The sequence below is a fragment of the Enterocloster lavalensis genome (genome assembly GCF_046603895.1).
Lineage (GTDB): Bacteria > Bacillota > Clostridia > Lachnospirales > Lachnospiraceae > Enterocloster > Enterocloster lavalensis.
This window is the reverse complement of record NZ_CP176637.1, coordinates 3,824,919-3,839,232: the sequence shown is the minus strand read 5'-3', so window position 1 is coordinate 3,839,232 and position 14,314 is coordinate 3,824,919. Positions and strand designations below refer to the sequence as shown.

The following is a 14,314-nucleotide window of genomic DNA, read 5'->3' as shown; positions in this document are numbered from 1 at the left end:
TTCACAAAATATATATGCCGAATTTCTTAAAACTGCTAAGAAATCCGGCATTTTTTACATTCTCTTAATGTTTCTTACGATTGTAGTTGATCAGACTTCCCGCCCGGATAATCTGCCGTTCCTCCAGTGTCAGCTCTGCGATGGAAAGGGTGATCTCATCGAACGTATCCCTCCCCGGCCTGTAAACGTATGCCCGGATCCGGCTCAGATCACCGGCCAGCGCGTCCCGGATTCCAGGAACAAAGATATAATCGCCCGTGTCAAACTCCGGCTCCTCCTCCATCTGGAAGGGCAGCATGCCCCAGTTGATCACATTGGAGCGGTAGCGCTTGGTAGCGTACTCCCGGCAGATATTGGCCAGACCGCCCAGCACCCGCTGGCAGCTGGCGGCCTGCTCCCGCGCGGAGCCGTCCCCGGGCCTCACCGCGTAGATCACGCTTCCGATTTCCGTCTCCGTAGCGTTCACCGCGGCAAATTCCGGCAGGCGGCGGATCCGGCCGAATACCTGGGACAGCTCTTCCGCCAATTCCTCAGGATTTCCACCCGCTCTGCGGCCTTTCTCAAAGGCGTCCACCTCCTTGGCCCTGCCCACATAGGCCGGTTCCCTGCGCGAGAGGGTAAATTCCGCCAGGCCCAGGGGGTTGGAGCGGAAAGAGGAGGTCTCCCCAGATGGGATCAGCTCGTCGGTGGTGGTCACCGGGTCCATGATCCTGGCGCACACCTTCAGCAGAATGTGCTCTGTCAGTCCGCCCATCTCCGGCCAATCCTTGATGTTGGGGCCGCAGACCAGCTTCTCCTCTGCATTTGGCCGCCCCCATCCAAAGTACACGCGGTTTTTGTACACGGTCCGGTCAAACTCATGGTCCGGCACATCGCCCCAGCAGTCCAAAGCCTGCGCGGAGGTGAGCACGCCGCCGTTTGCGGCGGTGGCCGCAATGGAGCGCGCATCCATCAGCGCAACCGCCGCCATCTGGCCCTTCCCCGGCTTGGAGCCTTCCCGGTTGGGGAAGTTGCGGGTGGTGTGCCGGATGCTGAACCCGTTGTGGGCCGGCGTGTCCCCCGCGCCGAAGCAGGGACCGCAGAACGCGGTGCGGATCACGGCTCCCGCGCCGATCAGCTCCGTGACCGCGCCCTTGGTGATCAGATCGGCCAGCACCGGCTGGGAGGAAGGGTACACCGCCAGCGAAAAATCACCGCTGCCGCAGTTCCTTCCCCGCAGGGCGTGGGCCGCCTCCATGACATTGGTGTAGTTGCCGCCCGCGCAGCCCGCGATAATCCCCTGCTGCACCTGTATTTTCCCGTCAACCACTTTATCGCACAGCGTAAATTCCGCGCGCCCGTCCGCCACCTGGGCGGCCTTCTCCTCCACCTGCCGCAGGATATCGTACGGATTTTCATTTAACTCGTCAATCGTGTATACATTGCTGGGATGGAAGGGAAGCGCGATCATGGGCCGGATTTCGCTTAAATTCACGCGCACACAGCCGTCGTAGTAGGCCACGGCTCCCGGCTTTAACTCCCGGTACGCGTCGCCGCGCCCGTGGCTCTCCAGGTAATTTTTAGTGTCCCCGTCCGTTTTCCAGACCGAGGTGAGGCAGGTGGTCTCCGTGGTCATCACATCGATGCCGTTGCGGTAGTCCGTGGTCATTTCCGCCACGCCAGGCCCCACAAACTCCATCACCTTGTTCTTAACGTATCCGTTTTGGAACACGGCGCCGATGATTGCCAGCGCGATGTCCTGGGGGCCCACATAGGGCTGGGGTTTTCCCTCCAGGTACACCGCAATCACCTCAGGGTAGGCGATATCGTAGGTGTCGCACAGCAGTTGTTTGACCAACTCGCCGCCTCCCTCCCCCACGCCCAGGGTTCCCAGCGCCCCGTAGCGGGTGTGGCTGTCGGAGCCAAGAATCATACTGCCGCACCCGGCCATCATCTCCCGCATGTACTGGTGCATGACCGCAATGTGGGGCGGCACAAATATTCCGCCGTACTTCTTGCAGGCCGACAGCCCGAACAGGTGGTCGTCCTCGTTGATGGTTCCGCCCACCGCGCACAGGGAATTGTGGCAGTTGGTGAGCACGTAGGGCAGCGGAAACCGCTCCATCCCCGAAGCCCTGGCCGTCTGGATCACCCCCACGAAGGTGATATCGTGGGAGGTCATGGAGTCGAATTTGAGCCTGAGACGGTTCATGTCGCCGGCTGTGTTGTGGGATTTGAGGATGTTGTAGGTGATGGTTTCGTGGCGCGCCTTTTCGCGATCCATACACATCTCCTGTACCGCCTGGGATTCCGAAACAATTTCGCTTCCATGAAGAAGAAAAATGCCTTCGCTGTATAATGATATCATGTTATTTCCTCCGAACTAAATTTTCCGTATTACTACGTCCTCCGCTTCACTTTCACGTATTTCCAAAAATTTTTTTCTGTAATCACAAGCGCAAGCGCAATAACAATCCCCATAATGGTCAGCGGTTTCTGAGGTAAAATCAGCAGAACTCCCCCAGCTACCCAGGCAATGCGGCGAATAATGGATTCATTTTGAAACAGATACCCCTGCAAGCCTACAGACATACTCAGAACACCCGCTAAACATATAACTACAACAAGCACAATGTTCACCGCTGAACCAATCATCACCAATTCAGGTTGAATCGCCAGGCAGAACGCGATCAGAAATGACGGCATCGCCATCTTAAATGCTGTTATTCCAATCTTAACCGCCGACTCCCCCGCAATCGGCGCCGCTGCAAACGCAGCCATTGCAACCGGAGGCGTAATAGCGGACATCGATCCAAAATAGAGAACGAACAAATGTGCAGCCAGCGGCGGTACTCCCAGCTTTACAATCGCCGGAGCTGCCAAAATACACAAAATAGCGTAGCACGCAGAAGCCGGAAGGCCCATCCCCATGATCAGAGAACCTAACATCACTAAAAACAGCAGGATGCCAAGATTGTTGTTTGCCAGCGAAATCAAAATATTAGACAACTTTAAAATCAGACCAGAGGACTGAAGTCCAAGCAGAATAACACCGGCACAGGAACAGGCCATCACAACCGTCACCGAACTTTTTGCAGTTTTTACCAAAATATTCAGCCACTCCCGCTTCAATACTCCACGTTTTTCCCGTTTAAATGAAGCAAGCACAACGAGAAGAATGCAGCAATACAAACACGCCTTATAAGCGGGGTACCGGAATACGCCCAGGAAAAACACCAGAATGACAAGGGGCGGAATGTACATCCATCCCTGACTTTTTAGCAGGGCCATACCGTCTGGAACCTCTGCAGCCGGAAGTCCTTTCAGGTTGGACTGCTTCGCTTTGAGATCAACGGAAGTATACAGAGCCAGGTAATACATCACCGCTGGTATTACTGCTGCCTTGCATACCTCCCAGTATGAAACCCCCAGCGTGTCAGCCATAATAAACGCGGCAGCCCCCATCACGGGCGGCATAATTAGTCCTCCTGTGGAAGCAACGGATTCCACCGCTCCAGCAAAATCTCCTTTATAACCGACTCGTTTCATCAATGGGATGGTAATGGTTCCGGTTCCGACCACATTCGCCACAGCGCTGCCGCTGATAGAGCCAAACAGGGCGCTGCCGAAAATTGCCACCTTAGCTGGCCCACCCCTGAATTTTCCAAATCCCGAGTTTGCCCAGTCAAGAAAGAAATCGCTTCCCCCCAGAGACTCTAAGAGTTGTCCGAACATCAAAAAAATAAACACTTGCGTAGTCGACACGCCCAATACACTGCTGAAGATTCCTTCTGTGGTCATATATCCCATGGAAATTAATTTTGATAACTTCACTCCGGCATGCCGCAGCAGTGCAAACGGGATTTTCGAGCCAAAATAGGCATATCCCAGAAATACCAGTCCAATAATAGGCATTGCCCACCCCACTACCCGGACCGTTCCCAGCAAAACCAGAAGTATTAAGAGAAACCCTAAAACCTTATCGCTTTGGGTGGGCTGTATCAAACGCATAGGTTCATTCATCTCCAGCCAGTTAAAAGTAACATTCAGGCATGTGATAAATGTCAGCACAGCTAAGGCAATACCAAATAAATACGACACATTTCTAAGGCTTGGATTCTCAGGCCTTTTCTTTGGATACACAAGAAATGCCAGAGCCAGGCCGCATGCCAGGTGAATGCTCCTTTGCTGCATCCCAGGAAACGGCATATAAAAAGCCGTATAAAGCTGGAATACGCACATGCCCACTGCAATCAGCGTTATTAATTTATCTGTTATCTTCTGTAAGCTCATTCCTCCACTCCCTCTCACCAAAATGGCCGCCGCAAATCATGCAGCGGCCGTTTTTCTCTCTAGCACGTACTACTGAATATATCCTTTTTCTTTGAAATAGCGCTCCGTTCCCGGATGAAGCGGTGCAATCGCCGTATCAATCGTATTCTGGGCAGTCGCGCCTTTCACCCCTGCGAAAACTCCGGTCCATTCATCATATTTTTCGTCCAAAGTCTTTGCAATCTGATAGGCCAGCTCCTCAGGGAAGTCCTCCGTAACCACCAGAGCATAGGGGCTTCCCACCGTGTTATAGTCCACATCCTGACCTTTATATGTACCTGCCGGTCTGGTAACATCACTCAAATAGCTACAGGATTCCAGGAACAGTTTCTTCTGCTCATCACTGAATTCAATAAAACGGGCGCCGCCCGGCATATTAAAAATCTCAGTCACGGACGAATGAGGGTCGCAGGCGCAGATCCACAGTGAGTCGATCGTAGAGGTATTAAGCGCCTCATAACTCTCTGACGGTGTGAGATATTGCAGATCATAGTAATCTTCTCTTCCCATCACTGTTAACAGCTCAGAAATCAGCAGCTGTCCGGAATTCCCTTTGTTACAAATCGACACCCTTGCACCCTGCAGATCCTCAATCGTCTGGTAGCTGGAATCCGCTCTGACGATTACGCTGAGAAAACTGTTTGGTGATCCATAAAGTGTACGCAGCTGGGGATTTGGTGCAATTCCTTCGCTCTCATTGCCATTATAATAATTGTAAATATACGCAGCCGAGGCAACGCCCATCGGCATCTCACCGGTTGCCACGCTGATCAGATTCTCACCTCCACCCGTTGTAATTGCCGGAGTAATGTTGATATTATCATTATTGGAACTGACAACCTGAGCAGCGGAGGACGTATACATGTAGGTCCATCCACCTGTCGTTGTTGCCCCACAGGTGATCTCCGCGACTCCATCCACGACTGGAATCAGATCGTTTCCCTCAAAAGCGCCCTCAGACTTGCTTTCAGCTTCGGCCCCCTCTGTTTTTTCTGTTTCTTCCTTTCCGGAAGTTTGAACCTCAGCAGCTTTCGATTCTTCTTTTGGGGTTCCGCTTGTTCCTGCACATCCCGCTACCATGATCATGGTCGCTGCAATCAATACACCTGTAAAAACTTTACTTTTTCTCATACTCTTCTCCTTTTCGTTTTATATTGTAACTACCCTTTTCCTTGCACTGATATAAAGGATAACCACCAGCACGTAACCTGCTATTGTCAGCGCTATCTGCGGTAAGATCAAAAGGATTCCGCCAACCACCCATAAAATACGCTCCGGTATATTCACCTTGTGATTGATATATCCCTGAATTCCGATGGACATGCCCGCTACCCCTAACACGCAGTTCACAAACACAAACACAATGCTATACCAACTGCCGATCATAAGCAGTTCCGGTTGGAATCCGAAACAGAATGCAATCAGAAATGCCGGCAGCGCCATCTTAAATGCTGTCATGCCAATTTTACCTGCCCCCTCCTCTGCAATCGGAGCCGCTGCAAACGCAGCCATTGCAACTGGCGGAGTGATCGCGGACATGGCTCCAAAATAGAGCACAAACAGATGAGCGCCGATTGTGGGAACTCCCAGTGCAACCAATGACGGTGCCGCCAAAATCGCCAGGATAATATAACAGGCCGAAGCGGGTAGTCCCATTCCCATAATCAAAGACCCAATCATAACCAATATCATTAACAGCCATAATCTGCCATCCGCCATTGCAATCAGAATATTGGACAACTTCAAAATCAGCCCTGAGGTCTGGAGTGACATCAAAATTAATCCGGCACAGGCGCAAGCCATAATAACCGTCATGGAACTTTTGGCTGTTTTAACCAGAATATGGTACCATTCCTTCTTCAAAACACCCCGCAGTTTTTTCTTTGTACAAGCCAGAGCCAGCAGTAAAATGCAGCAATAAATACACGCCCTGTACGCAGGATATTGCAAAACGCCCAGAACAAAAATCAGGACAAGTAATGGGGGAAGGTAGATATAGCCGTATTCCTTTAACAGCTTTTTGCCATCAGGCAGCTGATCCTTGGGTATTCCCCTCAAATTCAACGCCCTGGCCCGCAGATCGACCGTAACAAACAACGCCAGATAATAGAGAATTGCCGGAATCAATGCTGCAAGACACACCTGCCAGTAGGTTATCCCTACAATATCCGCCATAATAAACGCCGCGGCACCCATGACCGGAGGCATGATCAGGCCCCCTGTGGAGGCTACTGATTCGACCGCTCCGGCATACGCGGAATCATAACCCACTTTTTTCATAAGGGGAATTGTAATGGTTCCGGTGCCAACTACATTTGCAACCGCACTTCCACTGATTGATCCAAACAGAGCGCTTCCAAAAATCGACACCTTAGCCGGACCGCCTCGCAGTTTTCCAAACCCTGAGTTCGCCCATTCCAGGAAAAATTCACTTCCTCCCAGGGTTTCCAACAACTGTCCAAACAATAAGAATATAAAAACTTGATCCGTAGATACGCCCAGAATACTGCTGAAAATACCTTCTGTGCACATATACGTCATACTGATCAGATTGCCAAATTTCACGCCCGCATGCTTAAACATACCCGGCATATAGCTCCCAAAATACGCATAGCACAGGAATACCATTGCAATCAGTGGCATCGCCCATCCCGTAACCTTTTTCGTCCCCAACAAAACCAGGATTGCCAGCAATACTCCAAATATCTTGTCGGATTTCCATGGAATTGCCAGACGCATGGGCTTCGCCATACCCCCCCAGTTCAGCGCCACATTCAAACAGGCCGTTAACGCCAGAAGTGCACAGAAAATTCCAAATATATAGGAAAGATTCTTCATCACCAGTTTTTCAGGTCGTTTCTTGGGATAGTAAAGATATACAATCGCAAGTCCCAGTCCCAGGTGCACAGCCCTCTGCGCCATTCCTGGCAGAGGCATGTAGAGGGCTGTATAAATTTGGAAGATAGTGAGAGCCGCTGCTAACAATCCTGCCACTCGATCTGATATTTTTTCTATCAAAATGTCCTCCTTGCATCTGTTGCCACCCCATTATTTGATAAGTCCCTTTTCCTTTGCATAACGCTCCACACCTGGATGCAGTGGCGCATAGGCGTTCGTTATAACCGCATCTAACGTAGATCCTTCCACGTTTGAGGCAATACCAATCCACTCGTCGTAATGCTCGTCCAAAGCCTTTGCAATCTGATATGCGGTTTCCTCTGGAAAATCTTCGCGGACTACCAGAGCGTATGGGCTCCCCCAGCCTATTACGTCTTTATCTTGCTTCTCATAGGTCCCGGCTGCCCTTACACTGGGTTTCATATAGGGAATGCTGGATGTAATCAGGTCCACTTTATCTTGGGGCATATCTAAAAATCTGAAATTTCCGGTCATGAACAACTCGGTCATTGCCGTATGCGGATCTGAAGTATTCGTGATAAATCCATCAATGGTACCGGTCACCATTGCATCCTTACTTTCGTTCATAGTCAAATACTGCAAGTCAAAGTAGTTATCCGCCATTCCGAACACTTCCAGACACGCGTAAATAGACTCAGCCGCTGATCCTCCCTGGTTTCCAATCGATACTTTCTTTCCCTTCAGATCCTCTAACGTCTGATAGGACGAATTCCGTGGGACAATTACACTGAATGTAGTGGCCTTGGATACCCAAAGCGTCCTTAAATTTTTATTTTCCGTGATGCCCTCGTCCGCATCTCCATCATAGAATTGGGCTACTACATTACTCCCCGCAATTCCCATCGGCATCTCATTATTGACAATCCGCACCATATTTTCACTACCGCCTGTGGTAATCTGTGCGGTTACATTAACTCCATCTACATATTTGTTTAATATTTCAGCACACGCAGCGCCCCAAAGATATGTAAAACCTCCGGTTGTAGCCGTCCCCATCATGATCTCATCCTTCCCTCCCGGGGAAGCCATCCCGACTGATTCGGTTTCTGATACTTTTGCAGTCTCTGCCGCTGTTGTTGGTTCCGCTGACGACGATACCGTATTCGTATTCGTGCTCCCGCATCCAAACAGATTCCCCACAAGGAAACACGCCATTGCAATCAATACAACTTTCTTTTTCATATACCTTCTCCTATACGTTTTGGGTGGCTTTGTTGATCTGCAGCTGCCTTTCGCCACAAATTTAGCTCTCAATTTGTACCTATTATTATAGAATATTCCTCCAGACAAAAAATCTGGAAAATAATCCCATACGCAAGCGTCTTAAATTCTCGGTATACACTCTTCTGTTTCTATTTTCAGGATGGCTGCTTCCAGTTTCCTACTCCTCTCCGCCCCGATCCCTTCCCCGGCCAACCCTTCAAACTTCCGCTTCTCCTGTTCCTCCGTCAGCGGCTTTGCCACGCTCCCGGACATATCGTCCACCTGGACCGCAAGCTCGCTTCCGTCCTTATCAATCAGGCGAACGCGGCAGCCCCAGCGGTCCGGGTAACGGCCGGTAAACAGCGGATCGGCGGTTACCTGAACGCGATTTGCCAGGCTCTGGATCAGCGGATCGCCGATGACCTCCGGCGCAAACTCCGCAAGGGATACATTTCCCCGCACCAGGGCGGCCGCCACGGTATAGGGAATGCTGAATTTGGCCTCCACGGCGCTGGACGGATAACCCTGGGAGCCGCACTGCAGGACGCCCACCTCGTAGGTCTCCACCAGAATGCGCTCCACCTGTTCCAGATCCGCCCTGTCCCGCAGCATTAACGCTCCGTCGATGGCGTGGTGGGTGGTGCGGCAGCAGGGATAGGGCTTTTTGTCAATCTTCAGGATTTCATAGCTGGTTCCCAGCCCGTTCACCAGGATTTTCATGTCAAATGAATCCGCTACCGCCCGGTACAGCCCCCCGTCCCGGGCGTCCAGAATCCGCTCCGGCCCGGTCATGCCGCCCTTTGCCAGCACGGCGGCCGTCAGGCCGTTCACCGCCGCCCGGGCCGGGTGCAGCTTTTTACAGGTTGCGCCCTCCTCCAGGAAGGCCCACAGGCCCGAGGACTGAGTCCCCGCCATTCCCAGGGCGGACACCATCTGATCCTCGTTCAGCCCCAAAAGATGTCCGGCGGCGGCCGCGGCTCCGAAGGTGCCGATAATCCCTGTGCCGTGCCATCCCCGTTTCCGGTTGCTGACCACGTCCATAGCCATTCCCACCCGGGCCATGACCTCGTAGCCGGTGATCACCGCTTCCAATAAGCGCTCGCCCGACTCTCCCAGGGCTTCGGCCAATGTCCAGGCCGTCTCCACCACCACGGCTCCCACATGGGATTTGGAGCCGGTGTGCACGTCGTCCAGCTCCAGCGCGTGCCCCATCATCCCGTTTAGCAGAAGGGCCTGAAACACGTCCAGTGAAAATCCCTGGCCCCACACGCTGGCTGTCCGCCTGGCGGGAGCGGCGCACCACTGTCTCAGCTCGCGGCACAATTCCGGTATCTCCTCGTACCGGACCGCCCCCAGGGCTGAGCCGATGCTGTCCAGCACGCAGTATTTTGCAGCCTTCACCACCTCCTCCGGCGCCTGTTCCAACCGGAATTTTACCGCAAAGCCGGCCAGCTGCCTGAGTTCTGTCATACGCTTTCCCCCTCCGCCCCGTCAGATATCCAGGGAATTGTATTTCTCGATGTAGTTGAGCAGTCCGCCCTCGCTGACAATCTTGATCTCCTTGTCCGAAAGCCGGAACTCCATGGCAAAATCCGGGTCGTTTTTCTTGTGGATCACGCGCCCCGCCACATCCACCACCAGCTCGTCCCCGTCCGCGATGCGGTCGGTGTCGCATTCGATCAACAGCATCCCGTTGTTGATGGCGTTGCGGTAGAAAATGCGCCCGAAGCTCTTGGAGAGCACCGCCCCCACCCCGGCCTCCTTGATGATAAGCGGAGCGATCTCACGGCTGGAACCGCAGCCGAAATTCCGGTCCGCCACGATGAAATCGTCCTCCTTCACTTCCCGGGCAAACTCCGGCCTGGCGTCCTCCAACACATGCTTGGCGTACTCCTTCGGATTGGCCCGCAGGGAAATCAACCGCCCCGGCGCAATGGAGTCGGTGCTCACATTGCTGCCGAATTTCCAGGCTTTTCCTTTTATCTCGTCCCTGATCATAATCGTTTTCTCCTCCTCTGCTTACATGACCTCTCTCGGATCTGTGATAAAGCCGCGCAGCGCCGTGGCCGCCGCCGTGGCCGGGCTGGACAGGTAGATGCTGGCCGTTGGGTTTCCCATTCTCCCCTTGAAATTGCGGTTCTGGGTGGCCACCACCACCTCGTTGTCCGCCGGGATTCCCTGGTGGACGCCCATGCAGGGACCGCAGTTGGGGGCTTCGATCATCGCCCCGGCCTCCGCCAGCGCAAGCAGCGTGCCGTCCTGCATACATTCCTTGTACACCGCGGCGGAGTTGGGGATCACCAGAAGACGCAGGCCCTTGGCAACCTTTTTCCCCCGCAGAATGTCCGCAGCCACGTGCAGGTCCTCAGTGCGGCCGTTGGTACAGCTTCCGATAAACACCATGTCCACCTTCTGATCCGCACAGTTCTTCGCCAGATCCACGTTGTGCACATAATGGGGTTTGGCCACCATGGGCTCCAGAACCGCAGCGTCAATATCGATCACCCGCTCATAATTGGCTTCCTCGTCCCCCCGGATTTCCCGGTAGTCCTGCTCCCGTCCGAACTTCTTCAGAAATTCTCTGGTGTGCTCATCCGTCTCCATAATCGCCGCTTTGGCTCCCACGTCCACGCCCATGCTGGTGATGGTGAGACGTCCCGCCATATCCAGCGCGTGGATGGTGTCGCCCCTGAATTCCAGCGCCTTGTAGATCGCCTGGTCCGACTGGATGATCCCGGCCAGCTTCAGCATAATGTCCTTGGCGTACACGCCTTTGGGCAGAGCCCCGTTCACATTGATCCGGAAGGTCTCCGGCACCTTGATCCAGGTCTTTCCGTAGCGGGTCACCGCCACCATGTCGGTGGAACCGCAGCCCGTGGCAAAGGCCCCGAAGGCTCCGTGGACCGTTGTGTGGGAATCCCCCACGATACAGACCGAACCGCATTTTAAGTAATCCTCGTACACGTGGGCGTGAACATGTCCCGTTCCGCCCTCCTCCCAATGGCAGTTGTGGCTGCACGCATAGCGCCGTGTCAGCGCGTGCTCATTGGCCACCTCCCTGGTGGGAACCGGGCCGAACTCATTTGCAAACAGAATCCGATCCGAGTCGAACACCGGGTCGTCCTGATATCCCCTTTCGTTCATCAGGCGAACCAGCAGGGGGCCGGAGCCGTCGTGGAGAGCCGCGAAGTCCACATCCACCACTACCGTCTCCCCCGCGCTGACCGGCCTCCCCATCTTTTCACTCAATAATTTCTCTACCAATGTCTGTCCCATAAAAACCGTCTCCTCCTGATTGATTTTGCTATATACCGGCTTTTTCGATTTCCAGCGCCTTAAGCAGCGGCTGCGCGCCGTCCATTTTTTCGAAACTCTGTAAAAGCTCCGCCAGCTGTTTGATCTGCGCCTCCGTGTAGAAATGTTCCAGATTATTGGAAAATTTCTCCATCACTGCGTCCAAATCCACTGGATTCTGGGGCGTTCCCTTCTCCCACCGCTGGTCAAAGACGAATTCTCTTCCGTCCCGCAGACGGATTTTCAGCCAGCCGGGGAAGTATCCCGGATTGCGCTTGCTGTCGTCGGCCACGCACCTGACCCGGTTCATCAGCCCGCCGATGCGGCTGTCTCTGGCAAGGCGCATATCGATCTCCCAGGGACTGACTTTGCCTTTGGACAGCGCCACCGACACCACATAGGGCAGGCTGAAACGCATCATGTAGTCGGTCTGGGGATTTTTCTTGGCCGCCTCGGGTTCGCAAACAATGTGGTAACAGCGCTCCTCGATCCGGCACTCGATTTCCTCCACCTCCTCCGGCTCGACCTCGTATTTTTCCCTGGCCTCCAGCACGCAGTCGATAAAGGAATGGGTCATGTGGCAGACCGGGTACATTTTGAAAGTGATCTCCGGGGTGTGCCACACGGTTCCCAGATTTTCAAATTCCTCCGTCCCGCATGTAAAACCGCAGTGGGTCTTAAACAGTCCGAATTCTCCCTCAAATACCTCCTTCGCGCCGGTAAATCCCGCCATGGCCAGCTGGAGGGCGTACACCGCGCTGTGGGCCGCCCAGCCCGGGTGCAGTTTCTTCACCCAGCTGCCGTCCCTGAGGAACTCCTGCAGGCCGGCCGCCTGGCTGCCGCAGATTCCCAGCGCATTGACCAGGATGTCCCGGGATACCTTGTATAACTTTCCGGCCACACAGGCCGCCGCAAAGGACGATACAATCCCCGTTCCGTGATATCCCACGTCGTGGAACCGGCCTTTGGCCGACAGCGCCAGCCTGACAATCACCTCCCAGCCGACGATAATGGCCTCGTAGATTTCCTGGCCGGTAGCTCCCACCGCTTCCCCCACGCAGATTGCCGTACTCACTACCGCCGCGCTGGGATGCACGATCCCGCCCACGTGGGTGTCGTCGTAATCGGAACCGTGGATTAATCCCGCGTTGTACAACACCGCCTCCGCGACCTGGACCTGATCCGCGCTTCCCCACAGGGTGCACACCGGCCGGCTTCCGTTCTCCGTCACCACCCGGCGTATGGCTTGGGCGTGTTCCGCTTCCAGATTGGCCATTGCCACCCCGAACGTGTCCATCAGAAGCAGCTTTCCATATCCGATCACATTGGCCGGAATCTGTTCGAAGGTCAGTTCCAGGGTAAAATCCGCAATTCGCTCGGAAATTGTTCTCATATCCCTCTCCTTAGTTTAGTTTATATTTACATTATAATTAGTACATTGTCGCAAATCCAATATGTAAACAAGATGTTTTATATTCAAATTTCCTATGATGTCCCCAAAACTTGACATTTTACCGTCAATAACCTAAACTATTACTGCAACATCAAAAAAACAAACCATATTCGCAGAAAGGGCCGGAAATGAATCTGAATATCCGCGAAATTGAGTATATTTTGACCATCATGGAGGAGGGGAGCATTACGAAAGCCTCTCAAAAGTTATTCATCGCCCAGCCATCGCTGAGCCAGGTGTTGAAGCGCGTGGAAAATGAACTTGGCGTCACCCTGTTCACCCGCGTCAAAAACCGCCTTAAGCTGACCCCGGAGGGCGAGGTGTTTATCGACGCGGGACAGCGGATCATGAAGGTGATCGGAGAGCTGGATCAGAATTTCTCCGGTCTCTCCACAGCCCAGTCCGGCCGCCTGGTGGTGGGAGTTCCCTATCTGCTGGGCACGCTGATCGCCACGGAGATCATCCCCGTATACAGAGAGCGCTTTCCCCAGATCGAGCTTCAGCTGGTGGAGTCCTCCTCAACTGAGCTGGAGCAGCTTCTGATGGACGGAGCCGTTGATATCAGCGTGATGCCGCTTCCCTTCAAGTTCAACGATTTCCCTTATCACCTGTTTCTGAAGAGCCGCATGGTGCTTTTGACCTCCAGGGACAACGAGATCGCGGAGGGCGCTTACCGAAAGACCCCCGGCGACCGGTTTCCTTACATGGATATCACCCAGCTGAACAACGCGCCCTTTATCATCGGCCATCCGGGCCAGCGGATCCGCACCATCAATGAAACGATTTTCAAAAAAGCGCGGATCACCCCCAATATCGTCATGACCAGCCGGAACCAGGAAACCATCAAACGCATGGTGGCCAACGGGATCGGCTACACCTTTATCCCGGAGCATTATTTGGAAATTTTTGGATCTTTTGACTATCTGGATTGCTATTACCTGGAACCAGAAGTGGATTACCAGTGGAAGGTGGTCACCGCTTATTACGATGAAACCCACCTGCCCACCGCTATGCAGAACTTTTTAGATATTATGGACGAGTATTACCGCACACATTTTGCCGATCCGGTCTTTACGGAACGCGGCTGAAACGGCGGTTCACAAAAAGGCGTACACCGCCGGACTTTTTCAGTCC

10 protein-coding genes are annotated in these 14,314 nt (G+C 53.5%); 1 reads left to right on the top strand and 9 read right to left on the bottom strand.

What is annotated here, in order from left to right; genetic code table 11:
- Window positions 1-64 precede the first annotated feature (64 nt).
- The 9 genes from ACK2JC_RS17150 to ACK2JC_RS17110 all read right to left on the bottom strand — a co-directional run bounded on the left by ACK2JC_RS17150 (window position 65) and on the right by ACK2JC_RS17110 (window position 13,120).
- Window positions 65-2,347, bottom strand: a complete 2,283-nt coding sequence (locus ACK2JC_RS17150; protein ID WP_320937129.1) for a hydratase — start codon at window positions 2,345-2,347, stop codon at window positions 65-67.
- A 32-nt stretch (window positions 2,348-2,379) separates the two neighbouring features.
- A complete protein-coding gene (locus ACK2JC_RS17145) occupies window positions 2,380-4,272 on the bottom strand; it encodes a TRAP transporter fused permease subunit (protein WP_320937130.1) in 1,893 nt (630 codons plus the stop codon).
- Between the two features lie 69 nt (window positions 4,273-4,341).
- On the bottom strand, window positions 4,342-5,442 hold the full coding sequence (locus tag ACK2JC_RS17140; RefSeq protein WP_276851960.1) for a TAXI family TRAP transporter solute-binding subunit: 1,101 nt from the start codon (window positions 5,440-5,442) through the stop codon (window positions 4,342-4,344).
- Window positions 5,443-5,460: 18 nt separating this feature from the next.
- Complete coding sequence (locus ACK2JC_RS17135) at window positions 5,461-7,329, bottom strand: TRAP transporter fused permease subunit (RefSeq protein WP_320937131.1); 1,869 nt, start codon at window positions 7,327-7,329, stop codon at window positions 5,461-5,463.
- A 30-nt stretch (window positions 7,330-7,359) separates the two neighbouring features.
- Complete coding sequence (locus tag ACK2JC_RS17130; RefSeq protein WP_092363906.1) at window positions 7,360-8,412, bottom strand: TAXI family TRAP transporter solute-binding subunit; 1,053 nt, start codon at window positions 8,410-8,412, stop codon at window positions 7,360-7,362.
- Window positions 8,413-8,553: 141 nt separating this feature from the next.
- Window positions 8,554-9,903 carry an MmgE/PrpD family protein gene (locus tag ACK2JC_RS17125; protein WP_320937132.1) on the bottom strand — a complete coding sequence of 450 codons (1,350 nt, stop codon included), beginning with the start codon at window positions 9,901-9,903 and terminating at the stop codon, window positions 8,554-8,556.
- A gap of 21 nt (window positions 9,904-9,924) precedes the next feature.
- The gene (locus ACK2JC_RS17120; RefSeq protein WP_034589793.1) at window positions 9,925-10,431 is read right to left on the bottom strand and encodes a 3-isopropylmalate dehydratase; all 507 of its coding nucleotides are present in this window, start codon (window positions 10,429-10,431) and stop codon (window positions 9,925-9,927) included.
- A 21-nt stretch (window positions 10,432-10,452) separates the two neighbouring features.
- A complete protein-coding gene (locus ACK2JC_RS17115) occupies window positions 10,453-11,709 on the bottom strand; it encodes an aconitase/3-isopropylmalate dehydratase large subunit family protein (protein ID WP_320937133.1) in 1,257 nt (418 codons plus the stop codon).
- A gap of 28 nt (window positions 11,710-11,737) precedes the next feature.
- On the bottom strand, window positions 11,738-13,120 hold the full coding sequence (locus ACK2JC_RS17110) for an MmgE/PrpD family protein (protein ID WP_320937134.1): 1,383 nt from the start codon (window positions 13,118-13,120) through the stop codon (window positions 11,738-11,740).
- Window positions 13,121-13,308: 188 nt separating this feature from the next.
- On the opposite strand from ACK2JC_RS17110, the gene ACK2JC_RS17105 reads away from it, so the two are divergent.
- Window positions 13,309-14,268: a LysR family transcriptional regulator gene (locus ACK2JC_RS17105; RefSeq protein ID WP_092363894.1), complete on the top strand. Its 960-nt coding sequence runs from the start codon at window positions 13,309-13,311 to the stop codon at window positions 14,266-14,268.
- Window positions 14,269-14,314 lie beyond the last annotated feature (46 nt).